Source organism: Candidatus Poriferisodalis sp. (assembly GCF_965208555.1).
In the GTDB taxonomy this organism is placed as follows: Bacteria; Actinomycetota; Acidimicrobiia; order Acidimicrobiales; family Poriferisodalaceae; genus Poriferisodalis.
Genome location: NZ_OZ242342.1, coordinates 2944629 through 2969185 on the forward strand (window position 1 = coordinate 2944629; position 24557 = coordinate 2969185).

General features: G+C 67.7%; 27 protein-coding genes. 19 read left to right on the plus strand and 8 right to left on the minus strand.

All coding sequences use genetic code 11. From position 1 onward, the window contains the following. Positions 1–43 precede the first annotated feature (43 nt). Genes ACOGXE_RS13515 through lysS form a run of 3 tightly spaced genes read left to right on the plus strand, consistent with a single transcriptional unit; the run spans position 44 to position 4206 of the window. Positions 44–1420, plus strand: a complete 1377-nt coding sequence (locus ACOGXE_RS13515) for a hemolysin family protein (protein WP_419931430.1) — start codon at positions 44–46, stop codon at positions 1418–1420. Further along, positions 1417–2535 (plus strand): hemolysin family protein, encoded by a 1119-nt coding sequence (locus tag ACOGXE_RS13520; protein ID WP_419931431.1) that lies wholly within the window; start codon positions 1417–1419, stop codon positions 2533–2535. The genes ACOGXE_RS13515 and ACOGXE_RS13520 overlap by 4 nt, the downstream gene beginning before the upstream one ends. A gap of 60 nt (positions 2536–2595) precedes the next feature. Continuing rightward, positions 2596–4206, plus strand: a complete 1611-nt coding sequence (gene lysS / locus ACOGXE_RS13525) for a lysine--tRNA ligase (RefSeq protein WP_419931432.1) — start codon at positions 2596–2598, stop codon at positions 4204–4206. Between the two features lie 6 nt (positions 4207–4212). Here the strand turns inward: lysS and fabI are convergent, their stop codons facing one another. Further along, a complete protein-coding gene (gene fabI, locus ACOGXE_RS13530; RefSeq protein ID WP_419931433.1) occupies positions 4213–4992 on the minus strand; it encodes an enoyl-ACP reductase FabI in 780 nt (259 codons plus the stop codon). Between the two features lie 125 nt (positions 4993–5117). Between fabI and npdG the strand changes: the two genes are divergently transcribed. The 11 genes from npdG to ACOGXE_RS13585 all read left to right on the plus strand — a co-directional run bounded on the left by npdG (position 5118) and on the right by ACOGXE_RS13585 (position 13990). Further along, on the plus strand, positions 5118–5924 hold the full coding sequence (npdG, locus tag ACOGXE_RS13535) for an NADPH-dependent F420 reductase (protein ID WP_419931434.1): 807 nt from the start codon (positions 5118–5120) through the stop codon (positions 5922–5924). 44 nt (positions 5925–5968) lie between these two features. Beyond that, positions 5969–7087 (plus strand): cysteine--tRNA ligase, encoded by a 1119-nt coding sequence (locus ACOGXE_RS13540; protein ID WP_419931435.1) that lies wholly within the window; start codon positions 5969–5971, stop codon positions 7085–7087. A gap of 162 nt (positions 7088–7249) precedes the next feature. Then, complete coding sequence (locus ACOGXE_RS13545) at positions 7250–7765, plus strand: hypothetical protein (RefSeq protein WP_419931436.1); 516 nt, start codon at positions 7250–7252, stop codon at positions 7763–7765. A 2-nt stretch (positions 7766–7767) separates the two neighbouring features. Then, positions 7768–8361: a CDP-alcohol phosphatidyltransferase family protein gene (locus ACOGXE_RS13550; protein ID WP_419931437.1), complete on the plus strand. Its 594-nt coding sequence runs from the start codon at positions 7768–7770 to the stop codon at positions 8359–8361. 41 nt (positions 8362–8402) lie between these two features. After that, a complete protein-coding gene (locus ACOGXE_RS13555) occupies positions 8403–9323 on the plus strand; it encodes a phosphatidylinositol mannoside acyltransferase (protein WP_419931438.1) in 921 nt (306 codons plus the stop codon). A 109-nt stretch (positions 9324–9432) separates the two neighbouring features. Further along, positions 9433–10518, plus strand: coding sequence for a glycosyltransferase family 4 protein (locus ACOGXE_RS13560; protein ID WP_419931439.1), 1086 nt, complete (start codon positions 9433–9435; stop codon positions 10516–10518). A gap of 60 nt (positions 10519–10578) precedes the next feature. After that, on the plus strand, positions 10579–11385 hold the full coding sequence (locus tag ACOGXE_RS13565; protein ID WP_419931440.1) for a hypothetical protein: 807 nt from the start codon (positions 10579–10581) through the stop codon (positions 11383–11385). Positions 11386–11419: 34 nt separating this feature from the next. Then, positions 11420–12382 carry a pyridoxal 5'-phosphate synthase lyase subunit PdxS gene (gene pdxS, locus ACOGXE_RS13570; RefSeq protein ID WP_419931441.1) on the plus strand — a complete coding sequence of 321 codons (963 nt, stop codon included), beginning with the start codon at positions 11420–11422 and terminating at the stop codon, positions 12380–12382. 39 nt (positions 12383–12421) lie between these two features. Then, positions 12422–13057: a pyridoxal 5'-phosphate synthase glutaminase subunit PdxT gene (pdxT, locus tag ACOGXE_RS13575; protein WP_419933525.1), complete on the plus strand. Its 636-nt coding sequence runs from the start codon at positions 12422–12424 to the stop codon at positions 13055–13057. Positions 13058–13187: 130 nt separating this feature from the next. Beyond that, positions 13188–13475: a DUF1778 domain-containing protein gene (locus tag ACOGXE_RS13580; RefSeq protein WP_419931442.1), complete on the plus strand. Its 288-nt coding sequence runs from the start codon at positions 13188–13190 to the stop codon at positions 13473–13475. Continuing rightward, the gene (locus ACOGXE_RS13585; protein ID WP_419931443.1) at positions 13472–13990 is read left to right on the plus strand and encodes a GNAT family N-acetyltransferase; all 519 of its coding nucleotides are present in this window, start codon (positions 13472–13474) and stop codon (positions 13988–13990) included. Before ACOGXE_RS13580 ends, ACOGXE_RS13585 begins: the two co-directional genes overlap by 4 nt. A 33-nt stretch (positions 13991–14023) precedes the next feature. Here the strand turns inward: ACOGXE_RS13585 and ACOGXE_RS13590 are convergent, their stop codons facing one another. Beyond that, on the minus strand, positions 14024–14365 hold the full coding sequence (locus tag ACOGXE_RS13590) for a hypothetical protein (RefSeq protein ID WP_419931444.1): 342 nt from the start codon (positions 14363–14365) through the stop codon (positions 14024–14026). Positions 14366–14519: 154 nt separating this feature from the next. On the opposite strand from ACOGXE_RS13590, the gene ACOGXE_RS13595 reads away from it, so the two are divergent. Further along, a complete protein-coding gene (locus ACOGXE_RS13595) occupies positions 14520–14756 on the plus strand; it encodes a hypothetical protein (RefSeq protein WP_419931445.1) in 237 nt (78 codons plus the stop codon). Positions 14757–14888: 132 nt separating this feature from the next. On the opposite strand, the gene ACOGXE_RS13600 is transcribed toward ACOGXE_RS13595, so the two are convergent. The 3 genes from ACOGXE_RS13600 to ACOGXE_RS13610 all read right to left on the minus strand — a co-directional run bounded on the left by ACOGXE_RS13600 (position 14889) and on the right by ACOGXE_RS13610 (position 16551). Beyond that, a complete protein-coding gene (locus ACOGXE_RS13600) occupies positions 14889–15536 on the minus strand; it encodes a TetR/AcrR family transcriptional regulator (RefSeq protein ID WP_419931446.1) in 648 nt (215 codons plus the stop codon). Positions 15537–15686: 150 nt separating this feature from the next. Then, positions 15687–16214, minus strand: coding sequence for an RES family NAD+ phosphorylase (locus ACOGXE_RS13605; RefSeq protein WP_419864272.1), 528 nt, complete (start codon positions 16212–16214; stop codon positions 15687–15689). Position 16215: 1 nt separating this feature from the next. Beyond that, positions 16216–16551 (minus strand): antitoxin Xre/MbcA/ParS toxin-binding domain-containing protein, encoded by a 336-nt coding sequence (locus ACOGXE_RS13610; RefSeq protein ID WP_419931447.1) that lies wholly within the window; start codon positions 16549–16551, stop codon positions 16216–16218. A gap of 276 nt (positions 16552–16827) precedes the next feature. On the opposite strand from ACOGXE_RS13610, the gene ACOGXE_RS13615 reads away from it, so the two are divergent. The 4 genes from ACOGXE_RS13615 to ACOGXE_RS13630 all read left to right on the plus strand — a co-directional run bounded on the left by ACOGXE_RS13615 (position 16828) and on the right by ACOGXE_RS13630 (position 21977). Next, complete coding sequence (locus tag ACOGXE_RS13615; protein ID WP_419864275.1) at positions 16828–17424, plus strand: hypothetical protein; 597 nt, start codon at positions 16828–16830, stop codon at positions 17422–17424. A gap of 173 nt (positions 17425–17597) precedes the next feature. Next, positions 17598–18128, plus strand: coding sequence for a hypothetical protein (locus tag ACOGXE_RS13620; protein ID WP_419864276.1), 531 nt, complete (start codon positions 17598–17600; stop codon positions 18126–18128). Between the two features lie 313 nt (positions 18129–18441). Next, entirely contained in the window at positions 18442–19347 is a 906-nt protein-coding gene (locus tag ACOGXE_RS13625; RefSeq protein ID WP_419931448.1) for a hypothetical protein, read from the plus strand. A 77-nt stretch (positions 19348–19424) separates the two neighbouring features. Further along, positions 19425–21977 (plus strand): hypothetical protein, encoded by a 2553-nt coding sequence (locus ACOGXE_RS13630; RefSeq protein WP_419931449.1) that lies wholly within the window; start codon positions 19425–19427, stop codon positions 21975–21977. A gap of 23 nt (positions 21978–22000) precedes the next feature. On the opposite strand, the gene ACOGXE_RS13635 is transcribed toward ACOGXE_RS13630, so the two are convergent. The 3 genes from ACOGXE_RS13635 to ACOGXE_RS13645 are packed head-to-tail and all read right to left on the minus strand — an operon-like array spanning position 22001 to position 24556. After that, complete coding sequence (locus tag ACOGXE_RS13635) at positions 22001–22768, minus strand: ABC transporter ATP-binding protein (RefSeq protein ID WP_419864278.1); 768 nt, start codon at positions 22766–22768, stop codon at positions 22001–22003. 49 nt (positions 22769–22817) lie between these two features. Continuing rightward, positions 22818–23705 carry an ABC transporter permease gene (locus ACOGXE_RS13640; RefSeq protein ID WP_419864279.1) on the minus strand — a complete coding sequence of 296 codons (888 nt, stop codon included), beginning with the start codon at positions 23703–23705 and terminating at the stop codon, positions 22818–22820. After that, entirely contained in the window at positions 23702–24556 is an 855-nt protein-coding gene (locus tag ACOGXE_RS13645) for an ABC transporter permease (RefSeq protein ID WP_419931450.1), read from the minus strand. The genes ACOGXE_RS13640 and ACOGXE_RS13645 overlap by 4 nt, the downstream gene beginning before the upstream one ends. Between the last annotated feature and the right edge of the window lies 1 nt (position 24557).

The window sequence follows — 24557 nt, forward strand, 5'->3', positions numbered from 1 at the left end:
GGGGTTGCCGGTACCGTAAACGCTGCCACTGGGGCGCTCGGGGGTGCACGGCACCGGCATGACGCTGGGACTCATCGCAGGACTCGGAATCGTCGTCGCGCTCATCGTCTTGAACGGCGTGTACGTGGCCGGTGAATTCTGCTTGCTCGCCGTTGACACCTCGCAGGTCGACGTTCTGGCCGGTCAGGGGCAGCGTCGGGCGCGCGGGGTCAGGGCCCTGCTGCGGCGGCTCAACTTCCATCTGGCCGGCGCCCAGCTCGGCATCACGCTCACGTCGCTGGTGCTCGGCATCATCGCCGAGGACACCGTCGGCAGCCTGATCGAATGGGCACTCGGCGGCTGGGGAGAGACGTTGTCATCGGCCGGGGTAGTCGCCGTCGTGGCGATCGCACTGGCTGCCGTCATCCAGATGATCTTCGGCGAGCTGCTCCCGAAGAATCTGGCGGTCTCGCGCCCACTCGGGACGAGCTTGGCGCTGGCGCCGATCCTGCGGCTCTACGGGACGATCGCTGCGCCGATCACGCTGCTCTTCAACGGCATCGCCAACGCCACAGTGAGAGGCCTCGGTCTTGAGCCCACCGAGGAGCTTCGCATCGTGCGCACCCGCGACGAGCTGGAGTACGTGGTGCGCTCGTCGCGCCAGCGGACGCTCAGCGACGGCCAGGCCGATCTGCTGGTGCGGACGCTGCGCCTGGGCCGCAAGGACGCCGCCGATGCGCTGACGCCGCGCACGTCGATGTCGGCCATCGGCACTGAAGCGACGCTCACCGAGCTGGTGGAGCTGGCCCGTGTCAGAGGGCATTCGCGCTTCCCGGTTCTGGGCGCGAGCTCTGACGATGTGCTCGGCATCGCCGAGGTCCGCGACGTGTTCAGCGTCGAGGCGACCGAGCGTGACGGCACCCGAGTCGAAGCCATCATGCGACCGGTCGTGGCCGTCGCCGAGAGCCGCAAGCTCGACGGCGTCCTCGCCGACATGGCCGCGTCGGACTGCCGGCTGTGCGTGGTGGTCGACGAGCACGGCGGCACCGCCGGGATTCTCACGCGAGAGGACATCGCCGAGCAACTCGTGGGCGATATCGCTGACGAGTTCGATGAGCCTGCCGCGCTCACGTTGCGCCGGCCGGGCCAGCCGGTGGCGCTTGCGGGCACAGCGACGCTGGACGAAGTGGAGACCGACGCAGGCCTGGCGGTGCCGCCAGGTCCGTACGAGACGCTGGCGGGTTTCGTGCTGGAACGCCTCGGCGAGATCCCCTCGGTGGGCGCCGTCGTGACCTGGGACGGCTGGCAGCTCGACGTCACCCAGACCGATGGGCTCCGGGTGGCCGAGGTCAGAGTCAGCCCGCCGCCCGCGGCCGCCGGTGACAGCGACGGCGACGACGGGGTGGACGGAGTTGACGATCGGGTGGACGACCCATCATGACCACGCTGGCCATTGCCGTGGGCCTGGTGCTCATCGTGTTCAACGGGGCATTCGTCGCGATCGAGTTCGGCCTCATCGGCGCGAAGCGCGCCGCGGTGGACCGTCAGGCAGCGACCGGCAAGCGCTCGGCATTGGCAGCGCAGCGCATGCAGTCCGACGTGCTGACCACGCTCGGGGGAGCGCAGTTGGGCATCACCCTGTGCTCGCTGGCAGTCGGACGCCTCACCGAGCCGGCAATCGCCGGCCTCATCGAGCGGGCGGTGCACGGCATCATCGAGATCCCCGACGCTGCGCTGCACGCCATCGGCTTCGGCATCGGGCTGGGCATCGTGACGGTGCTGCACATGGTGTTCGGCGAGATGGTGCCCAAGAACCTGGCGCTCATCGGGCCCGAGCGCACGCTGCTGGTGCTGGCCCGGCCCATGGCTGCGTACCTTGCCGTCTTCCGTCCGGTCGCCCGGGCGCTGCAGTGGGTCGCGAACGGCTTGACCCGGATGCTGCGCGTCGAGCCGACGACCGAGCTTGCCGACGTGGCGACGCCCGCCGAGCTGACGCTGATGGCGCAAGATTCGCTGGCCGAGGGCCATATCGCGCCGACCGACGTGGCACTGCTGGAGCGAGCCATGCGGTTCGAGGCAACGAAGGTGAGCGAGATCATGGCGCCCGCGGGCGCGGTTGCGGCCGTGCGGCTGGCCGACCCGCTCACCGAGGTCGAGCAGCAATTCGCCCGCACCGGCCATTCACGGCTGGTCGTGCTCGGCGACGGACCCGACGATGTGCGAGGAATGCTGCACAGCAATGATCTGGCGATCTCTGCGGTGCGCGACGCCAGCGACCTCGCCGAAGCTGACCGTCTCGCTGCCGCGCAGTCTGCCGGCCGCGGCCTCGTGCGCCGGATGCTGCGGCTGGGCCCCGACGTGGCGCTCGACAGGGCGCTGCGCCGCATGCAGCGCACACGGATCCACCTTGCCGTCGTCGCCGATGCTGAGCGGCGCACGCTCGGGGTCGTGGCCCTCGACGACCTGCTGCGCAGCCTGATCGGCGATCCCGGCAGTGCTGGCGAGAAAACCGCCGCGACGGGCGGCGCTGAGGGTGGCACACTCGCTTCTGGTTAGGCCCTGCTGGTTAGGCTCCCGCGCTCGTTGCGAGGCCCCGTGCGGCCGAGACCCCACATCATGACTTGGATCGACAAAGCGCTCGACGGCTGCCCCCGGCAAGTCGTGGTCAACGATTCCAAGACGCCCAGCGGCCGAGCGCACGTGGGTTCGCTGCGCGGCGTGCTGATCCACGACGCCTTGGCCCGGGTGGCCCGCGAGCGTGGCTTGGATGCGACGTTCATGTACGGCTGCGACGACATGGACGCAGTCGACGAGATCCCATTCGGCACCGGCGAGCACTTCGTGGAGCACCTCGGCAAACCCCTGTGGGCAGCCCCGGCGCCTGAGGGCCTTCGTGGCGATTCGATGGCCGAGGCCTACTTCGGCGAATTCACCGGAAAGTGGTTCGATGCCGCCGACTCGCCGGCCGATGACACACCCGGGCCGTTCGACAAGCTCGGCGTGAACGCCGAGTTCTACCGCATGAGCGACATCTACCGGTCTGGCCGGCTCGACGCGGTCATCGACACGTTCCTGCGCGCCGCGGCAGACGTGAGGCAGATCTACCTCAGGCTCAGCGGAGCCGAGCGTGCCGACGACTGGCTGCCGTTCCAGCCCATCTGCGAGCGGTGCGGCCGCATCGGCACCACGTATGCCACCGACTACGACGGCGAGACCGTGGCGTATGAGTGCCGGGCCGACCTCGTGGCCTGGGCGACCGGCTGCGGGCACCGGGGCCGCATCAGCCCGTTCGGCGGCAACGGCAAGCTGCCGTGGAAGCTGGAGTGGGCCGCCAAGTGGAAGCTCTTCGGCGTGTCGATCGAAGGCGCCGGCAAGGATCACATGGCTGCCAGCGGATCGCACGAGGTGTCCTCCGCGCTGGCCCGCCAAGTGCTCCAATGCCCGGTGCCCGTGCCGGTGCCGTACGAGTTCTTCACGCTCGGCGGCGCCAAGATGAGCTCGTCACGTGGCATCGGCATGACCTCGTCGGAATTGGTCGAGTTGCTGCCGCCCGAGCTGCTGCGTTATGTCGTGCTGCGAACCCAGCCGCGCCGAGCCATCGACTTCGCCCTTGACGTGCCCGGCCTCACCAAAGCGTTCGTCGAGTACGAGCGCCTCTGGCGTTCCGCAGCGGGTGTGGAACCGCAACCCAACGACGTCCAGCTCTACTCGGTCTCACGCTCATTGCCGGGCGAGCATGTGCCGCCGGCGCCCGAGTTCAGCCCGCCCTTCGACTCCGTGCTGAGTTTGTCCCAACAGCCGCACATGCAGCTCGACGACCACATTGCATCGCTCGGCGTCCAGCTCAGCGAGGTGGAGTCGGCGTGGCTGGATGACAAGGCTGAAGTGGCGAAACAGCTGATGGAGAACCGCCCCGATCTCGCTGACAGGCTTGCCATGCTTGATACGGCCGAAGCGATTCGGCAGCGTGATGAGCTGAGCGACCGTCAGATCGCCTTCCTCGGTGAGCTCGCGCGCCGTCTCGAAGCGTTGGAGCCATGGAGCGCCCGGGCCATACAGGACGAGATATTCGAGTCAGCACGCGGCGTCGAGATCGACCCCAAGGCTGATGCAGCGTTGGTCTTCGAGGCGCTCTACAAGGTGCTCTTCGGTTCCGAGACCGGACCGCGAGCCGGCAGCTATCTCGAATTCCTCGGCCGTCACGAGACGCTGCAACGCTTGGGCTGATCGGCGTTAGGCGCCCATGGCGTGGTAGCCGCCGTCCACGTGCACGATCTCGCCGGTGGTGCCGCCGAACCAGTCCGACATCAGCGCCAGCGTGCTGCGTGCCACTGCTTCGCTGTCGGTGATGTCCCAGCCCAGCGGGGCACGCTCGGTCCACGCATCTTCGAACTCGGCAAATCCGGGTATCGACTTGGCGGCCATGGTGCGGATCGGTCCTGCCGAAATCAGGTTCACCCGGATGCCCTGCGGTCCCAGCGACTTCGCGAGGTAGCGAGCCGCCGACTCGAAGGCCGCCTTGGCCACGCCCATCCAGTCATAGACCGGCCACGCGACGCTCGCATCGAAGGTGAGCCCGACCACTGCGCCTTTGGCTTCCGCCAGCAATGGCGCCATCGGCGACGTCAGCGAAGCGAGGCTGTAGGCGGAGATGTTCAGCGCCGTGGCGACGTCCTCCCATGGGGCGTGGAGGAAGTTGCCGCCGAGGCAGCTTGCGGGCGCGAAGCCGATGGCGTGCAGCAGGCCGTCGAGCCGGCCCCACCGCTGCTCCAAGTCCGCACGAACCGCCTCGATCTCGTCCGGCACCGTCACGTCGCAGGGCAGCACATCGGGCGGGTCGGGCAGCCTGCGGGCGGCCCGCTCGGTGAGGCGGATGCCCCGGCCCGCGCCGGTCAGCACGATCTCGGCACCGTGTTCCTGAGCCAGTCGTGCCACGTTGAATGCCAGCGAGGCGTCGGTCAGCACGCCGGTGATGAGGAACTTCTTGCCGTCCACGATGCCGCTGCCCGCCACGCTCTCGCCTCCGCTGTCGTCATCGATCCCGCAGCCTGCGGGGCCGCTCTTCGCGGGACGCTACCGCCGCGCTGTGGATCGCCTCGCCATTGCCGTCCAGCGAGCGTGGCCGTACCGTGACTGCCGTGCCAGCAGATGCGACCTCCAACGGGACCGCGGACGGCGTCGCAGCAGCCGATCCGGCAGACGGTGCCGAACCCACCCGGATCGGCATCATCGGCGGCACGGGCCCGGCCGGCGCCGCACTGGCAGCCAGGCTGGCCGACATCGGCTGTGAGGTGACGCTGGGCTCGCGTTCGAAGTACCGGTCGATGGAGGTGGTGGACAACATCCTGGATCGCTGGCCGGACCGCCGGCTGCGCATTCAGCCCGGTGCCAACGACCTCGCCGCGGAAGAGCCGACGGTGGTGATCGCCACCCCCTGGGATGCAGCCGCCATCACTGCGAGGGGCGTGGCCGAGCACCTGCGCGGCAAGGTGGTGGCGACCATGTCCAATGCCCTGGCCCGGGTGGACGACGAGTTCGTGCCGCTCATCCCGCCGAGGGGCTCGGTGGCAGCGTCGGTGCAGGCCTCTCTGCCCGACTCCCGGGTGGCCGCGGCCCTCCAGCACGTGCCAGCGACCGAGCTCGGCAATCTCGACGAGCCGGTGCACGGCGACATCCTGATCTGCAGCGATCACCGCGAGGCCACCTGGCACATCGCCGAGATCGTCGACCGCATGCCCGGCGCACGTGCACTCGACTGCGGCAACCTGTCCAACGCCACCGCCATCGAGGCGTTCACCGCTGTGCTGATGCAGCTCAACACCCGGTACCGCACCCGCGTTGCGCTCCGCCTCGTCGGGCTGGATCACGTGCCGATCAGCGTGCTCGGCGGCGGGCCCAGCGGCGTCGATATCGCCCAGCCGGCCGCTGAGACGGTTCCCGACTGAGCCGGCCCGACTGATCCGATGAGCCGAGCCGCCTGCGCTGGGCGATGAGGCTGTACGAGACCCAGCAGCGGAGCGTCGTACCGCTCGACGCGACCCCGGGTAGCACCGTGCGGATGTACGTGTGCGGCATCACGCCCTACGACGCCACGCACGTCGGTCACGCCGCCACTTTCCTGGCCTACGACGTGCTCCAGCGGCGCCTGCAGGACCTGGGCTGCCGGACCCGCTGCGTGCGCAACATCACCGACGTGGACGACGACCTGCTGGCGCGGGCGCGTGCCATGGGCGTGCACTACCTGGACCTGGCGGCGGACTCGCTGGCGGCGTTCGACGCGGACATGGCTGCACTGGGCCTGCTGCCGGCCGACGCCGAACCCCGAGCGACATCGGCGATGGCCGACATCCGGCGGCTGATCGGGCGTGTGCTCAGCAGCGGTCACGCATACCGAGCGGGCGACGGCGTGTACTTCGACGTCTCCGCGGCGCGTGGCTTCGGCGAGCTGTGCGGCCTCGATGTCGCCGCGATGGTGGAGCTGGCGCGCCGCCGCGGCGGGCGCCCCGACGATCCGAACAAGCGCAACCCGCTGGACTTCGTGCTGTGGCAGCGCTCGGCGCCCGGCGAGCCCGAATGGTCCTCGGCGTGGGGCCTGGGCCGCCCGGGATGGCACGTGGAGTGCTCTGCGCTGGCGCTGGCGCACCTGGGCGAGACGATCGACGTGCACGGCGGGGGCAGCGACCTGGTGTTCCCGCACCACGAGTGCTCGCGGGCGCAGTCCGAGGCCGCGACCGGGCGACCGTTCGTGCGCCATTGGATGCACACGTCGATGGTGCGCCACGGCGGCGTCAAGATGTCCAAGTCGGCCGGCAACCTGGCATTCGTGGCTGATCTGCGGCAGCGCTGGGAGCCCATGGCGGTGCGGCTGGCGCTTCTGGACGCGCACTACCGCGCCGACTGGGACTGGACCGAGCGTCGGCTGGTAGATGCGGCCCGGCGCCTCGAACGCTGGCGGGCGGCGGGCCGCGGGGATGGCGCTTTGGCACGCGTGCGTGAGCGCCTCGACGACGATCTGGACGCTCCGGGCGCCCTGGCCGCGATTGACGCTGCCGCAGACGCGGGCGAGCCGGTGAGTGACGCAGCGGCCCTGCTGGGCGTCGCGCTGTAGGCTTCTGCACAGGAGGACCGGCCCGCTGTGTCGCTTGGCAGAGCCAGCGGGCCAGTCCCTCCGGCACCCTACGATTCGCGCCGTAGTCGGCCCCTGTCGATTTTGCTTTGCTGGCCAGACGGCAGCAGGCTCGCTGTGAGAGCGCCGGTAGCGTTGGCCCCGATGGCCGAGCCCGAAGAACTCGGTGAGGTGCGCGACGAGCTGCCAGCCGATCTGGATCGGGGCTTCGTCGGCGCCTACAAGTTCCCCGACAATTCCCGCAGGCGCATCACGGGCGCGCTGTGCTTCGCAGCAGGCGTCTGGGCCGCCACAGCGGCGCTCGCCGCCGATTCCGATGCCGTGCTGCTCAACCGGGGCGTCGTCGTGGGAGGCGTGCTGCTCGCGCTCTTCGGGCTCTACCAATTCGCTGCGGGCCGCCGATTCGCGGTCAACGAGAACGAGGCGCTGGTGGCCGCCGTCGCTGACGTGGGCTTCGCGGTCGGTCATGCCAGCGCCCAGCTCGGCTGGCGCGGCTGGATGAGCCGCCCGACCTGGCGGGTGCTCGTCTACTCGGCGGAGGATCCGCCCAAGCGGCGGGGCTTGGTGCTGGTGGACGCCTTGAACGGCGCAGTGCTCGAGAAGTGGCTGGAGGACAATCCCGAGACCTGGATCTCCACGTCGCCCGACGACGGGAGCTGACGATGTTCGACGGCAAGTTTCGCAAGGGCGTCGACAGCGTCACGGCGCCGATCGGGCGCGGCCTCGCAGCAATCGGCCTGAGCGCAGATGTGCTCACGGGACTCGGCCTCGTCATGTCCGCCGCCAGTGCAGTGGCCATCGGCGCCGGGCGGCTCGTGCTGGGCACGGTGCTGCTGGTCATCACCGCGCTGTCCGACCTGCTCGACGGCCCGGTTGCAGCAGCACGGGGAACCTCGTCGAGCCGGGGCGCATTCTTCGATTCGACGGCGGACCGGGTCACCGACGGATTGCTGCTCGGCGGCATCGCCTGGTATCTCGCCGGCGAGCACGGCGCCCAGTGGGCCGTGCTGCCGATGGCGGTGCTCGGCGTCAGCGCTGTGATCTCCTACGAGCGGGCCAAGGCCGAGCTGCTGGGATTCGAGGCCAAGGGCGGACTGATGGAGCGCGCCGAGCGGACGGTGGTGCTCGCCGTCGCGGTCGCGTTCGAAGTGCTGCTCATTCCGCTGCTCTGGCTGCTGCTGGCACTGTCGGTGATCACTGCGGTGATGCGCTTCGTGAAGGTGTGGCGCCAGGCCAGCGCACGCATGTCGCAGTGAAAGCAGGGCCATTCCCGCAGCGAGTACGGGATAGGGCCATCGTGATCGGGTACAAGACCGGAGCGTCAGTTGCCCGCCTGGCACCGCTGTGGCTCACTGAGCGCGTGGCCGAGCTGGCCGGCCCGGCACTCGCCCGGCTGATGCCCGCCAAGGCAGCGATGGTCCGGCGGCATCAGGAACGAGCGCAGCGCTGGGCGGCCAAGCGTGCGGGGAGCCCTGGAACGGCCCTGGCAGACGCTCCCGCACCGGCCACGGGCTCCGATGACGATCTCGGCCGGGCCACAGCGGCTGCGTTCAGTTCCTATGCCCGCTACTGGCTGGAATCGTTCCGCCTGCCGGCGCTGAGCGAGTCCACGCTGGATCGAGGCATCGACGTGCCGGCATACCACCACGTCGAGGAGGCCCTCGAACGCGGCAACGGCGTCATTCTGGCCCTGCCGCACCTGGGGGGCTGGGAGTGGGCCGGTTTCTGGATGGCGACCGTCAATCGGCTGCCGATCACCGTGGTGGTGGAGCCGCTCGACCCGCCGGAGCTGTTCCAGTGGTTCGCTGACTTCCGTGAGCGCCTGGGCATGCGTGTCGTGCCGCTGGGGCCCGACGCCGGGCGCGAGGTGCTCGGCGCGCTGCGGCGAAACGAGATCGTCTGCCTGCTGTGCGACCGTGATCTCACCAGCGACGGCATCGACGTGACCTTCGGAGACGAGCGGACGACCCTGCCGGCGGGTCCAGCGATGCTGGCGCTGCGATCAGGCGCAGCCCTGCTGCCGACGGCGGTGTACTTCCGCCCCCGAGGCAGGCACCTGGGCACGGTCCGCCCGCCCATCGACATCACGCGGCACGGCCGCCTGCGCGAGGACGTGACGGCCGTTACCCAGAGGCTCGCGGACGAGCTGGCGGCGCTGATCGCAGCAGAACCGCACCAGTGGCACCTGTTCGGCCCCAACTGGCCGTCGGATCGATAGCCCGTTTCGATTGCCCTTTCCCCTGACGCATCGGCGCGCCTAGCGTCATGTCCGCAGAGGGACTCCCTGCGTGGATCGCCTGTGAGGTTCGGCCCATGAGGCACGGCCCGTGAGAATCGGGATCATCTCGCCGTACAGCCTGACCAGCGCCGGCGGCGTGCAGGTGCAGGTGCTGGGCTTGGCTCGCGCATTGTCCGCGAACGGCCACGAGACCCGGGTGCTGGCACCCTGCGACGGTGCGCCACCCCAGACGGGCGTCACGCCGCTCGGTGCCAGCATCCCCACCTTCGCGAACGGCTCGATCGCCCCGATTGCCCCCGATTTCGCCTGCACGCTGCGCACGGTGCGAGCGCTGCGTGACGAGGAGTTCGACGTCTTGCACCTGCACGAGCCGCTGTGTCCTGGGCCGACGCAGACGGCGCTGTTCCTGAATTCGGCGCCCATGGTCGGCACCTGGCACGCAGCGGGGGGCAGCCTTGCGTATCTCGTGCCCGGTACCCGCTGGCTGGCGTCGCGGATCGACGTCCGAGCCGCGGTCTCGGCCGATGCCGCCGAGATGGCCCGCAACGGCGTCGGCGGCGAGTACGAGCTGGTCTTCAACGGTGTCGAGCTCGATCACTTCGACGACGCGGCCCCGAAGCGCAGCGAAGCGCCGACCATCGCCTACATCGGCCGCCACGAGCCGCGCAAAGGGCTCACAGTGCTGCTCGAGTCCATGTCACGGCTGCCCGAAGGCGTCCGGCTGTGGGTGATGTCACGCGGTCCGCAAACCGAGGAGCTGCAGCGCCGCCACCAGCGCGACACACGCATCGAATGGCTGGGCAGGGTCAGCGAGACCGAGAAGCTGGCGCGCATGAAGGGCGCCGACGTGGTCTGCGCGCCGTCGCTGCACGGCGAGAGCTTCGGCGTGGTGCTGCTGGAGGCCATGGCAGCTCGCACGCCGGTCGTCGCCAGCGATCTTCCCGGCTATCGCAATGTGGCCCGCGTCGGCGACGAAGCCGTGCTCGTCCCGCCCGGTGACCCGGCAGCACTGGCGACGGCGCTCGCCGGTGTGCTCAGCCGTCCCGACCGGGCGGCCGACCTCGTCGCCGCCGGCCGTCAGCGCGCCGAACAGTTCTCCATGGCCCGCCTGGCGGACATCTACGTGGACATGTACGAGCGCGCCATCGCACAACGCGCCGCCGGACTGGCCTGATCGTCGCCCGATCGCGGCGCACGTGGTGTTGCGGGCGGGCGGGGACGGTTGAATGCAGCGGTGGACCCGCTGTTCGCCATCTACCGCAGCCGAGCCGACAAGCTGCTCGCCGAGCTGTGGGCGGTCCATCTCGCAGCCGGAGCCGTCGCAGGTCTGCTGTGCGCTTGGTTCACGTCGCTGAGTTGGTGGGCGATGCCGATTGCGCTGGTCGTCGCCTGCGGGCTGGCCATGTTCTGGCTGGGCATCGGCGAGCGCCGCTTGCGGTCGGCGATGGTTCCCGCCGGTTCCGCAGTGTGCAGCCCCGCTGACGAGCCGCGGCTGGCGAACGTCGTCGACGGCATCTGCCTGCTCGTCGGCGTGGAGCGCCCGACGCTCGTCATCCACCCGGCAGCGGAGGCGAACGCGGCGGCATTCGGCCGTCGCCCGGACCGCACGACGGTCGTGGTGACCCAGGGGTTGCTCGACGGGCTGGGCCGCATCGAGCTCGAGGCCGTGGTCGCGCGGCTGCTGACGCAGGTCCGTGACGGCCGCATCGCGTACCTGACCACTGCGGTGACCACGGTGGGACTGCCGGCGCTGATGTGGCGGTCGCTGTGGCCGCTGGTGCAGGTGCGTCTCGAACGCGAGGCCAGCACCGGCAGCGATTTCGAAGACGACGCAGAGGCCGTGAAGCTCACCCGTTATCCGCCGGGCCTCGCCGATGGGCTCGCGACGATGGCGGGTGTGGGGGTGGGCACGCCCGCACCGAAGGCGACATGGCCGCTGTGGCTGGCCGACCCTCGGGCTGCCGACGCCCGCCAGCCCGGCGAGCTGCCCGACTACCGGGCCGATCTCGAGACCCGGGTCGCCGTTCTGCGGGAATTCTGAGGACAGCGCGAGGGCCGCTCCCTACACTGGGTTCATGAACTCTGGGCCCACGAATTCAGGCTCCATCGCGGCGGGCCAATCCGGCGCCTCGACACCTTCCGATCCGCAGCCAGCAGAGACCCAACTGGTCGGAACCGTTCGGGTCAAGCGCGGCCTCGCCGACATGCTTCGGGGCGGCGTCATCATGGACGTCGTCACCCCAGAGCACGCCAAGATCGCCGAGGACGCCGGCGCTGTGGCCGTCATGGCGCTCGAGCGGGTGCCGGCCGACATCCGGCGCGACGGCGGCGTGGCACGCATGAGCGATCCGGCGATGATCGAGGGCATCCAGGCTGCGGTGACCATCCCGGTCATGGCCAAGGCCCGCATCGGCCATTTCGCGGAGGCGCAGATCCTCGAGTCGCTCGACGTCGACTACATCGACGAGTCCGAAGTGCTCACTCCCGCCGACGAAGCCCATCACATCGACAAGTGGGCGTTCACCGTGCCGTTCGTGTGCGGGGCCACCAACCTGGGCGAGGCGCTGCGGCGCATCTCCGAGGGCGCCTGCATGATCCGCTCCAAGGGCGAAGCCGGCACCGGCAACATCATCGAGGCGGTGCGGCACCTGCGGGCCATCACCGGCGACATCCGCAAGATCACCCAGGCCGATGCCGCCGAGCTGTTCGACTGGGCCAAGCAGCTGCAGTCGCCCCTCGGGCTGGTGCAGGAGATCGCCGAGACGGGCCGCCTGCCGGTGCCGCTGTTCTGCGCCGGCGGCATCGCCACACCGGCCGATGCGTCGCTGGTGATGCAGCTCGGCGCCGAGGCGGTGTTCGTCGGGTCGGGCATCTTCAAGAGCGAAGACCCGGGGCCGCGGGCCGAGGCGATCGTCGAGGCCACGACGCACTACCGCGATGCGTCGGTGGTGGCCAAGGTCAGCCGGGGCCTCGGCAGTGCGATGCCGGGTCTGGAGATGGAAGGCCTCGAAACCAAGCTCGCCGAACGCGGCTGGTAAACGCTGAGCACTCCTGAGGCGTCCAACACGACCGACGGGCTGCCGCTGGTCGGCGTCGTAGCACTGCAGGGTGCCGCGGCCGAGCACGTTGCGGCGCTGCGGCGACTGGGCGCACGGGCAGTCGAGGTGCGCGTACCGGCCGATCTCGACGGCGTCGGCGCCGTGGTGATCCCCGGCGGCGAGTCGACCACGATGTCGCACCTGCTCGGCACCAGCGGGCTGTTCGATCCGCTGGCCGAACGCCTGGCCGACGGCATGCCGGCGTTCGGCACCTGCGCCGGCATGATCCTGCTGGCTGCCGAGGTGCTGGACGGCCGGGAGGACCAGCGGTACTTCAGCGCCATCGACATCTCGGTGCGGCGCAATGCGTTCGGTCGTCAGGTCGCCAGCTTCGAGGCCGATCTGGATGCGGACGGCCTCGACGAGCCGTTCCACGCTGTGTTCATTAGGGCCCCGTGGGTGGAGCGAACCGGCGACGGCGTCGAGGTGCTGGCGACGGTGAGCCCGGCGTCGGGCTCGCACGGGTCCTCAGCCGGCGACGGTCACCGGGCGGAGGTGCCGGTGCTGTGCCGGTCGGGCCCGATCTTGGTGTCGAGCTTTCATCCCGAGCTGACCGCCGACGACCGCATCCACCGCATGTTCCTCGACATGGCCCGGTCCCCCCATCCCAACTGACCCAGATGCGGTGATGGCTGGCGCGAAAACTGGGCGACACGGCTGCTCCGCAGCGATAAGGTCGTAACCGGCTGGCCGTACTATGGCCGTACATAGGTGATTTCGGCATCGCATAGTCAGGGAGCGGGTTATGGCTGATACAGCGAACCGGATTCGGAGCGCACGTCTCGAGGTGCGCATGACGCCCGACGAACGCCGGTTGATCGACGATGCGGTTGCCGTTACCGGCACGGCGCTGACGGACTTTGTGCGGACCAGCTTGCGCCTCGCGGCCCATGACGCGCTGGCAGACCGGACCGAGTTTGCGCTCGATGACGACAGTGTCCGTGCCTGGGACGTGTTGAACCGGCGGCCTGCCCGTGAGCTCGCTGGGCTTCGGTCGCTCATGGCCCGGCCGTCGCCCTTCGTCGACGGGTGAGGTCCCGCTACCGAGCACCGCGACTGCTGGAACCGTCCGACGACGTCTCACGGTTCATCTGCAAGTCTGAGGCCCAGACCCACTGGCTCCGACGCTTCGGGCACCACGCCCACGCCGCCGGCACGACCCGCGTGTTTGTCGTCACGCCGGCAGACAGCGCCGAGGTGGTCGCCTACTACGCGTGGTGCATGGCGAGCATCGCCATCGGCGACGTTCCTGCCCGGCTCCGGCGCGGAGCAGGTCGCTATCCCCAGCCGGTCGCCTTGCTTGCTCGTCTCGGCGTGTCGACAAGCCACGAAGGGCAAGGCCTCGGCTCAGGCCTCTTGGCAGACATCATGACGCGAGCCGCGGCCGCAGGTCGCACCATCGGCTGCAGGGGCCTGCTCATCCACGCCGAATCAGATGACGCCCGCGCCTTTTACCTGCACCTGATTCCAGAATTTGAATCGTCGCCCACTGATCGGCTCCATCTGGTCCTCATGATGAAGGACATCCACAGAACGCTCTCGACCTGAGCTGCTTCGACCAGGAGCGATCTTGACGAGAGGTCAGAGGCATCCGGTGGGGCGGATTGCGGAACGGCCGGTGTCGTCGGTGTGGACTGCGTGCTCAGCGCCGTCCACGACAAAGACGAGGCGCCAGCCCGGCGTGACAACCTGCGCGTACGCGTAGCCCGCTTGCTGGCACCCCAAGGAAGCGTCGCTCCAGGCAACCGTCTCGACGCTGTGCAAGATCACGTCCAGCCTGTGCGTGTCGAGCTCGGTCGCCAGCAGCTCAGTTGCGACCCTGACGGCGCTGTTCGGGGCTGATGCAGCGGGCTGCGACGGCTCAAGCGAGACGCCGTTCGCCCACAGGGCGAACAGCCACAGCAGCAGGCCGAGCGGCATCACCGGGGCTCAGCTGCCTGTGCAGGCAGCCGTGTCAGGCGGTCGGTTGCGGCGCTGCCGGACTGTCAGGGCCGAGGGCTTCGAGGATCTGCTCCATGACAGCACGCCACGTTTCTACCCCCCCCCCCCCCCGGTTAGGTCGCGAGTGCTCCAAGGTGTGAGCGCCGAGTCCGAAGGCTCGGCAGAAGAGAACGATCGAGTTCGTCGTGAGCGCCTGGTCGATCAGGCCCTGTTGCTTGGCATCGTCGACGATGGCTGCAACAGCGTCCGCATCGAATCCGTTCGCACTTATGGCTGTTTCACACAGCCGCTGTGCGAAGTCACCGGTGGTGACCCCGCCGAGACCGGCAGCATGCTCAGCGTTCTGTGTTCGAGACATGATCTCGAACAATAGCCCTGACTCCTTTTGGAGCGTGGCTGTTCCCTCATATACGCCGACTGTGTCGAGGAAAACACACAGTCAACACGCTGCCGGCTCGCGAACGGTATCGGCGAGTCCCGATAATGCGTTCGGTCAGCCGTCGAGCTAGCGCGCGGTATCCGGCGGCGCCCAGCTGTTCACGACGCGCCGGATCAGCTCGTCCCACTGGTCGGCGTCCTCGCTGGAGATGCGGTCCTCCGACATCGAGAGCGCAAGCTGCATGCCGATGCTGAGCGCCTGGCAGCACAGCACCACGAGCTCGGTGCTCAGGGACTCATCGAGAATCCCGGCCGCCTTGCCTTCGGTGACCAGCCTCGAGAGCGCATCGGCCTCAGTGTCGAAGGCTTCCGCGATGTTCGCTCTCATCGCCGAGTCGCGCCTCGCGATGACGCACGCCTCCAGGAACAGGGCTCGGGCGTCGTTGTCATCGGAGGTGAGCTGGTCGGCCCCGAGCGAGGCCGCGAGCTGGCCGAGCGGCGATTCGCCCGCACTGTCGCCCGCCAGGCGCTGCGACACGGCATGTTGGACGGCGCCTAGGAAGCACTCGCGCTTGTCCCGCCAGCGGGAGTAGATGGCGCCGGTGGACAGGCCGCTGCGCCGAGCGATTTCGGAGACTTTGGCGGCCTCGAATCCGCGCTCGCTGAACTCGGCCACGGCCGCGTCGAGCAGTCGCCTGCGCAGGTCGGCGGTGCGGCGGGCCCTCTTGCCGACCTCAGGCGCTTCGCTGGCCTCAGGCGCAGTCCCATCAGGCATGCGCTAGCAACGGTAGCGCGCAGCCTCCTGCGTAGTTAGGTCACCCCCAGCGGCGCGCCATTTGGTCCCGCAGCAATCTTGGCCCGCAATACTTGTCGGGTCGCGAGGACATCGACGTAGCCCCGAGCCAGAGTGCGCCTAGGCCCGAGATCAGAGCTGGTGTGGTGCAGTCCAGGTCTCTATGAGACTGGACTGCAGTGGCATTTCGAGCTCGTGGCAAAAGACTGCGTGGACGACGTCGATGCCCGTTGCCGAAGGACTGCGGATGGCGCGATAGCCAGCGTCATGAGCGGCTTGCCCGATCTGTTGAGTGGGCCGGAAATCGTTGCGGATGAGGTCGCTATGGGCGAGCGACAGATGTTGCAGCGTTTCTGGGTCAGTCAGGTCGAGCACAGCGATGGGTTCAACCGTCGAGACTTCCCACAGCTCGCGGGGCAGCAGGTCTGCGATGCGCAGACCCTGCTGAGTTGCCTGACGGGTCAGTTCTGCCACGGTGCATTCTCGAGTTGAGCACAAGTACACCGTTGGGAAGCTCCCCGGTGCGTTGTAGCGCCCGCCGTTAAGCAGAGCACCCTGACCGCTGCTCGGGTCGAATCCGGGTGCTTGATTGCGGAAGCCGTTGACATCCGCGAGTCGTCTCGGAGCGCGCTCCACCAAGCCATGGACTGCACCAGTCATCTCAGGTGGTGACGCCTTCGGCGAGCGCCAACAGCAGTCCGATCACCTGCTTGTACTCGCCCTGCGCGATCAGGTCCAGGGGCTTCTCGTAGCCGAGGTCACTGTTGGGCGAGCGCAGCCACAGCCTCACGGCGTCGCGTTGGATGACTCTGCAGGCGAGATCGACCACGCTGCGCAACTCCAGAATCCTGTTCTCGGCTTCGCGCTGTGGCACAGTCCCATCTGTTCGCCACCTTGTCACGCTTCGCGGATTGGAATCGCTCACGAATGCGAGGTCAACGGTGTCCACGACCTCGCTGTCGCAGAGTTCATCAAGCAGAGGAGCGATTGCAGACATCGTTCGTCTCCGATCCAGCCGGCAACAATATGACGTTCGTATGTCACAGTATATGTCGATGTGATGTCGTCTAGATGTCGGACTCGTCGACCTCGAGCGTCTCTACGAAGGCGACTGAACCGGCGCTGCGGTTGCCGCGCCGTCGGGCCAGCGAGGCCGCTGCACCCATTGGACGAACAGCGCCGCATTTGCGGGTGTGCAGCCGGATGTGCTGCAGGCATGTCATGTCTGTCCATTAGTGTAATCTTATGTACAGAGCGGACAGGATGATCTGACGTGGCAACGCCATCGCAGAGAGACGATCTGGCCCAAGCCGGTCGGCAGGTGGCTGAGCGGCTCGTCGACTTGACACCGTGGCTTCAGGGCTGGGGGTTGGTACCTGTTCGCCGCGATGCCGACGCCACGGGCAAGGGCGGCATCGACGACGTGCTCGTCGACGATCGCCACTACCGCTGCCCGAGCACGGAGACGCTCATTCTCAACGCTCAGCGGGTGCGTCTCGCCAGGCAAGAGCTCCTCGATATGGGCTCGCTGTCCACCAAAGATCTCGCGGCAGCACGCGACTGCTCGCTGAACACTGTCCACAAGCAGATCCAGCGCGCATGCAAGCGTGACGAGCTGATTGCCGTCACCGTCTCAGGCGAAGTCCGCGTCCCGGCGGTGCTGCTCGACGATGCGCTCGACGTGCGCCCGGCCTGGCAGCCCGTCATCTCGGTGCTCAAAGAAGCCAGATTGAGCGACTGGGCGATCTGGGGATGGATTGCGCGACCGAATGCCGGTTTGTCCGGGCAGGTCGCAGCGGACGTGATCGATGCTGACCCAGAGCGTGTGTACGCCGCTGCTCATCGCCGGATGGTGCAAGCCACTTCATGACCTGCCCAGATCCTCGGACGTGCCCGGTGGATCAGTCGCGCCCCCGATACCCGAGGTCGGCCGTCATCACCGCTGGGAGGGTCTGGTACAACGTCTCGCGCCATCGGGACACTCTCAACAGTTCGGGCCGGGGGGACAGCCGGTTCAGTCCGCTGACGCGCGGTGACGGACAGGTGATCCCGCATGTGTACCTGGCACAGAATCACCTTGGCGCGCTGCTCGAGAGTGCCGTGGGTGACACGTGGGGTGCACAGAACAGCGTGCAGCGGTCCGATCTGGAAGGGTTGTCGCTGCGAGCGGTCGCGTGCCGGACGCCGGTACGCGTTGTCGACCTGAGAGACGACCAGCTCGAGCACTACGGAATGACTCGGGAACAGATCGTCGCCGCCCCCTCCGAGCACTACTCATGTACCCGTGCTTGGGCCCTCAGACGCTCCCGGCTGAACCTAGGAGGCCATGCCACCGCCGGGTTCATCTGGAATTCCCGGCAGGCAGAGATCGCCGCCGATCACGCAGAGGCCGCGCTGCGTGTCCTGCTGACCGTCTCGGAGCAAACGGGCCACGTCGCGGTGGTGTACGACCATGGGGGCGTCGGGAAGGGACTGTTCGAGTCGAGCGTCATCTATGCCGATCTCAGCCAAGGCGCAGGGCTCGCGTTCGTGAGAGACGTCGCCACCGCGGTCGGGCTGTTCGTCGAAGACTGAGCTGTTGCAGCAGCGCTCGTCCCGCCGCCACGGAGGCGACTGAATCGGCGCTGCGGTTGCTCCCATTTCGGGCCAGCGAGGCCGCTGCTGCCCCGGCTGGACAAACAGCGGCGAAGGCGACAGGGCCGTGTGGTTGAGCAAACTCAAGAGTAATTCATATTCTTTGACTTGATCTAGGCTGTAGGCCGCAGCAGGTCGAGGTGCAGCGGCAGCAATGCACGGACTTCCCGGTAGCCCACCGAGCCAGCGCGGCAGGTGTCGTCCCGAGTTCACGCGGCTCGGTTCGGGTGCAGGACAGGCCGGGTTCGTGCTGATGGCGCTCGGCCTGCTCGGCGTTGCGTGCATAGCTCAACAGCCGACGCTGGGTGCCGCGGCGATAGAGCCGGCAGCCCAGGGCCTCGCGCTCGGCAGCGGGAACCCGGTGGTCACGATCTTGCCGCCCACCGACACTGCTCGCTTTCTCGACCCTGACGCTCAGCCCGCCACCGAGCTGGGCTGGCTGCGGGCCCAGTACTTGCCCGTGTGGTCGCCAGCGCTGGACTTGGCGTTCCCGCCGAGCGAGTGCGGCAGCGCGTGGGCGCTCGATGCCATCGCTGAGCCGGCTCGCCATGCCGACCTGCGGGTGATCGGCCACCTGCCCACGGCGGCGGCGCTGGCGGTGATGCGCTACGAGCACCTGGTGTCGCGTGCGCTCAGCGCACCCGATGCGGTGTCGCAGCTCTGCGTGGCGGTGGCGTCGCTCGATCCGGTGCGGGCCAGCACGCTGGCGCTGCTGGCGTCGCACCAGCGCAGCGGCGAGCGCCATGGCGGCGGCAGCATTTTCCCCGACGAGGTCACCGTGGTCGCCGTGGGCGACACGCGTGCGCTGGCGCTGGCCTGCGTCGAACCCGGCTACAGCGAGATACTCGACGCTGAGGGAACCACGCGGCTGGTGGCGGCGGCGCCCACCCGTATCGCCGCCTACCTGCTGGTGGTGGCGGCAGGCCGCGAGGATCGCGTCCCCGACGTCGACTACCGCGTCGCCGACGTGGCCTCCGAACCCGCGAGCGACTGCAGCGGCATCGATGCCGAGGTCGAAGAGTGGGCGGCGACCGTCAGCCAGTGGATCGACACCGGTCAGATATGGGTGCTGCTGGGTGACGTGCTCACCGCAGCGGCCATTTGCGAAGAGCCCCCACCCGAGGGCCCCGACGAGTGCCCTCAGGATTGGCCCGCATGAGCCGCCGGCTGCATCAGCCGCGCCGACGGAGTGCCCGCAGCCGTGGCACGACCCGCTGGGCCGTCGGCGTCTTCTTGATGTTCACAGCGGTGCTTGCACCAGTAGACGCCGCCCGCCTGGCGGGACCAGCCGACGACCTCCTCGGTACCCCACCGGCATACGCACAGACCCGAGGCATCGTGGACGGCACGCCTGAAAACTGCGCTGCGACTTACGGCGCCGACTGGGCAGAGCGCAACGAAGACCTGACGGATCCCGCAACGACCCCAGATCCTGATGACGTTGGTTCCCTTTGCGTGCTGGAAACTCTTGCCTGCCCCGATCCCTTGGTCATCAAGTTGCAATACCGAACACTGAACGGCAGTCACATCGGCACTTACAGATTGCCAGATGGTAGAGAGAGCATGTCCTTCGACTCGTTGACTTTCGAGAGGGCGCTGACTACTTTTCCGGCGTTCTGCGAAGCCATTGCAAGGGACAGCGACCCGGGAACCCATTACGAAGATTGCGACTTGCTGGACGAAGAGTTGGACGTCGTGCCGCCAGGTTCGTTGAACCCGGTAAAGGCCAGGCTCCTAGCGTGGGTCAGAGTCGTCGATCTGAGTCTCCAAGAGTGCCAGATGATCGTGCCCGCGCGCTGTCCGCTATCGGACTCAGCTCAGTTGAACCGATCCGCCGGTGACGCTTGTCTCGCAGTCCAGCGTCGTACATGGAGTTGCACAAACATCAATGGAATAGATGGACTCGACGGCGTTCAAACGAATCATTTCGGCAAGTGCTACCTCAAGCGCGGCTCGTTGTCACCGTCCGATCCTCACGCTGCCTGCGACGGCAATCCGCCCCCGATTCCTCTCGTGTCATGCCGCGACTATGTCGGCGGGAACTTCATCGACTCTCCTGCGTCGCAGTCCTGCCCCGGATTCACCTATGAACTGGCCGGCGTACTTCAGTCGTTTCGCGACTTCGCGCGTCATCCGCACTGGTGCCAATACAACCCAAGTCACCTCGAAGCCGACTGCCACGATGACACGACGAGGTGCCGCTCCGGTAGCAACGCCTATTGCCTCAAGAGAGAAATCAGCGGAACGGGATGCGACGGTATCGCAGCGGCGCTGAACTGTAGAGATCTACAGGCCCAATACCGCCCTGTCCAGCAGGCTGCCAATTCGGCCGCGGCAACCAGGGCTGAGGCCGAGGCGGCCGCGAGGGCTGACCGTAGCAACGTCGCTTTGCAGCAGGCTGCAGCTGCAGCTGCAGCTGCAGCTGCCACAGCCGCATCTACGGCTGCGATTGAAGCCGAGATCGTGTACGACGCCGGATGTGTGCCGTGCGTGGTGCTGCCGTTCCTCGGTGCTCCCGAGAATTGTCCGCAGACACTGAGAACAGTGCTTGCTGAACCTTCGAGCAATCCAGTCGACGACAGGCATCACGCAGATACGCGCCTCCACAAGTTCGACTGGATGAACTTTCGAAACGAAAGAAGATGTGTCGGGAACGCGGGCGCGCCTGGTTGCGATTGGACGCGGCGTTGCGAAGACCCGCCAGGAGGGCAGCTTGCGTGGACATCGAGCACTTCTAATGGAATGGCACGGGTGGGATCCACGCTGACGATTCGTGTCGACGATTTGACCGTGATGGACACTCGGAGGTACATCAGAGCCAGCACCCTTGGATCGCTAGCAGCAGCACTGTCCTTGAGCACGATCAATGAAATGCGTTATGCCGACGGTTCCGTCCTTCGCACGCGTCTCTTGCCACGAAATGAGCAGGCTGGTATGCAGAGGACCAGCCTTATGGACCTCTTGGGTCAGGGTGAGTGTGTTGCCACAGCGTACCCGCGCATCTGGATCCGAATCGAAGAACTGTGGCCGGACGACAATCGCTCGGACATCATTGAGTTGTTTGGATTGGATGCAGTCAATTGGTGGGACGAGCTGCCGGACGACGACGCGAGGCGGTCTGTCACCGAGGCACAAGGCTATGAGTACATCGGCGTCACGGGCGGTTTGCATCCCAATAGCTCAGACGCGGAATTGGAGCGGCATGAGCGCGTCAGTCGCACCGGCGAGGAGATTCCCTGCAATCTAGGTGATGATGTCTGGTGTCGTTGGGAACCGAAGCGCGCGGGTTATTTCCGTTTGACGGCAGAAGGTACTTGGAATATGGCGGCATTTCGCCAAGGGCTGCTGCGACGATGGCGTCCCGGAAGCAACGATGTGCGCCAGAGCATCGCAGGCATAACTCCGATTGGCACCGCGCTACAAGCGATGCTCGGGAGCGACGACGGAGATTGTTTAGGGAATAGCGCGACGGATTACGACTGTGTCATTGCCCATTTGGGAGTGCTCGGTCAGCCGCTTGTGGACATACAACAGCACTTTGCGGATATTGGCATTGATATCAGCTTCAACAGCATGAACAGATTGGCCACTATCCAACTACAACCGATCGGCTTACCCAGGGAATGGCTGTACTCACTGGCAGCCGACGAGGACATCTACGCGTGTCCGCCTCGCGACCCTCGCGCCACCTGCGGCGTGCACTCTCCCGCGTACAACTACACGGAGTCGGCGCCGATCGGGATTGCGGTGTATGAGGTGCGGACGGTCACTCGGCCGCCGAGCGACTGACGACCGCCTCCGACCGTGTCGACCTAGTTCCGCTGGTCTCCGAAGCGCACCGCTGCTTCCATCGAGTCGAAGCGGCGCAGCACTTCCGACTCGACGGCTCGCACCGCCGGGTCGTCAGGCCGCCGAGGTCGCTGCAAGTTCACCGGGATGTCGTCGAACACCACACCGCCGGGGCGCAGCATGAGGATGCGGTCGGCCAGCTCCACTGCCTCGCCCACATCGTGGGTCACGAACAGCGCCGTCTTGCGGGTGTGCAGCCAGATGCGCTGCAGGTAGTCGCGCAGCGACCGCCCCGTCAGCGCGTCCATGTGGCTGAACGGCTCGTCCATCAGCAGCACGTCGGGGTTCACCAGGAACGCCCGCGCAATGCCCACACGCTGCTGCATGCCCGCGGAGAGCTGCGCCGGGTACAGGTGCGCGACCTCGCTGAGGCCCACCATCGACAGGTAGAACTCGGCCTCGCGTTTGGACCGGTCCGACTTGCGGTTCTGGACGTACAGCATGTTGTCGAGCACGCTGCGCCACGGCAGCAGGCGCGGCTCTTGGAACACGTAGCCGACCTGTGCGGGCACGCCGTCCTGCACGACCCGCACCGCTCCCGCAGTCGGCTCCTCCACGCCCGCAACGATGTTGAGCAGCGTCGTCTTGCCGCTGCCCGACGGGCCCAGCACCGCCACGAACACGTTGCCGGTGACCGACATGGACACGCCGCCCAGCGCCTGCACCTGCTGGGGGTACGTCGGCGTCGGCGGGTACACCTTGGTGAGATTCTCGATCAGGATGGTGGCCATCTCGTCCTTCCTCCGTCAGAGGCGTCAGCGAGCGCGCAGGTGCGAGCCCTCATGTGCCCTCGCCCTCGGCGAAGGTCAGCGTCGGCTGCTGCTGCCAGCGAGCCGAGATGCGCTCGAGCCGCCGCAGGACCAGCCAGTCGAGCAGCGTGATGAACACGACGAACAGCAGAATCCAGGCCACGAAGCCCGGGAAGCGCAGCGCGTCGTACCAGAACCTGGCGCGCCACCCCACACCCGAGGTGGCGCCGAACCACTCGACGATGAGCAGGCTGTTCCAGCTCGTCATGAACGCGAGCCGCACGCCGGTCACCGCGCTCGACAGCGCCCCGCCCACGAGCAGGTGCGTGGCACGGCGCATCCGCGGCACCCGGAACGCGTCGGACATCAGGCTGAGGCCCGGGTCGAGCGCCCGGATGCCCGAGCTGAGGTTGAACGCCATGAACGGCACCGCCGTCAGCACCACCGCAACGATCGGCGCCGTCGAGCCGAAGCCGAACCACAGCGAGGCGGCGAACGCCCACACCACCGACGGCAGCACCAGCAACACCAGCACGGTGTCGTTCAGCACCGATCGGAACCGCCGCGAGCCGCCGATCAGCAGGCCCAGCAGGGCACCCAGCGGAATGCCGACGGCCAGGCCGATGCCGTAGCGCTGCAGGCTGATGACCAGCGGCGCCCAGAACTCTCCCCGGATCATGCCGCCGTGCGAGCCGCCGCCCATCTCCACCCCGAGGAACTGGACCACCTCGTCGACGCCGGGCACCCGGTCGTTGATCGTGGTGAGGTACTGCCAGATGCCGAGCAGGATCGCCACCGCCAGCGCGTTGATGAACCAGGTCCGCCGTGTCCAGTGGGTCGCACGGTCGGACGGCCTCGGCGGGACGCCCGGCGACTGGCCGCCGCCGGGCATGACCGGGAAATCGGTTGCGTAGCTCATTGGGCCGGCTCCGCTGTCGCGAGCGAGACATGCGCCCCGCCGAACGCCCGGCGTTCGAGCTGGCGGAACACGAAGTTCTCGAAGATGAACATCAGGCCGATGAACAGCGCCGTCCACGCCAGCATCCCGCGCACGTCGTAACTCTCGAAGCTGCGCCTGATCTGGAAGCCGACGCCGTCAGAGGATGCGAAGACCTCGGTGAGCAGCGTGATGCGCCAGGCCAGTGCGAATGCCTGCCGTGCGCCGCCGATCACGGCCAGCACCGACGACGGCAGCAGCACCCCGGTGATGATCTGCGCCCGTGTGCGGGCGAACGACTCGCTCATCACGATGAGCCGGCGGTCCACCCCGGTGAGGCCCTGGGCGACGCTGGACATCACATAGGGCGTGGCCACCAGCGCTGCGGTGAGCATCGGCCCCAGTCCCGAGACCCCGAACAGAATCAGCGCCAGGATCGCCAGCGCCACCGTGGGGATGCTGACGAAGAACCGTGTGAGGCTGCCCAGCAGGCCCCGCCACCAGGCGCTGTAGGCGATCACCGTGCCCAGCACGATGCTGGCCACCAGCGCCAGCAGGCAGCCGGCGATCACCCGGAACAGGCTCGCCCACAGCGTCGAGCCGAAGCCGGCGCCGGTGACCACCTGCCACGCCTCCTGCCCCACGGTGTGCGGCGGCGGCAGCTGCTGGGTGCCCAGCACGAACTGCGAGAACAGGTACCACACGCCGATGAATGCCAGCCATCCGATGATCACGCCGAGGCGCAGGCCCCATCGGCCCATGACCGAGCGGCGCATCTCGCGAGCGGAGAGATCGGTGACGGCATCAGGCGTGACCGAGGTGTCGAATGCCACG

What these genes read in the sequence shown, in the direction of transcription:
- ACOGXE_RS13605 (WP_419864272.1), bottom strand. Translation starts at nt 16,214, where the DNA reads ATGACTGGTGCAGTCCATGGCTTGGTGGAGCGCGCTCCGAGACGACTC.
- ACOGXE_RS13520 (WP_419931431.1), top strand. Translation starts at nt 1,417, where the DNA reads ATGACCACGCTGGCCATTGCCGTGGGCCTGGTGCTCATCGTGTTCAAC.
- ACOGXE_RS13640 (WP_419864279.1), bottom strand. Translation starts at nt 23,705, where the DNA reads ATGAGCTACGCAACCGATTTCCCGGTCATGCCCGGCGGCGGCCAGTCG.
- ACOGXE_RS13630 (WP_419931449.1), top strand. Translation starts at nt 19,425, where the DNA reads ATGTTCACAGCGGTGCTTGCACCAGTAGACGCCGCCCGCCTGGCGGGA.
- ACOGXE_RS13580 (WP_419931442.1), top strand. Translation starts at nt 13,188, where the DNA reads ATGGCTGATACAGCGAACCGGATTCGGAGCGCACGTCTCGAGGTGCGC.
- ACOGXE_RS13625 (WP_419931448.1), top strand. Translation starts at nt 18,442, where the DNA reads ATGGCGCTCGGCCTGCTCGGCGTTGCGTGCATAGCTCAACAGCCGACG.
- ACOGXE_RS13610 (WP_419931447.1), bottom strand. Translation starts at nt 16,551, where the DNA reads ATGTCTGCAATCGCTCCTCTGCTTGATGAACTCTGCGACAGCGAGGTC.
- lysS (WP_419931432.1), top strand. Translation starts at nt 2,596, where the DNA reads ATGACTTGGATCGACAAAGCGCTCGACGGCTGCCCCCGGCAAGTCGTG.
- ACOGXE_RS13635 (WP_419864278.1), bottom strand. Translation starts at nt 22,768, where the DNA reads ATGGCCACCATCCTGATCGAGAATCTCACCAAGGTGTACCCGCCGACG.
- ACOGXE_RS13550 (WP_419931437.1), top strand. Translation starts at nt 7,768, where the DNA reads ATGTTCGACGGCAAGTTTCGCAAGGGCGTCGACAGCGTCACGGCGCCG.
- pdxS (WP_419931441.1), top strand. Translation starts at nt 11,420, where the DNA reads ATGAACTCTGGGCCCACGAATTCAGGCTCCATCGCGGCGGGCCAATCC.
- ACOGXE_RS13600 (WP_419931446.1), bottom strand. Translation starts at nt 15,536, where the DNA reads ATGCCTGATGGGACTGCGCCTGAGGCCAGCGAAGCGCCTGAGGTCGGC.
- ACOGXE_RS13540 (WP_419931435.1), top strand. Translation starts at nt 5,969, where the DNA reads ATGAGGCTGTACGAGACCCAGCAGCGGAGCGTCGTACCGCTCGACGCG.
- ACOGXE_RS13545 (WP_419931436.1), top strand. Translation starts at nt 7,250, where the DNA reads ATGGCCGAGCCCGAAGAACTCGGTGAGGTGCGCGACGAGCTGCCAGCC.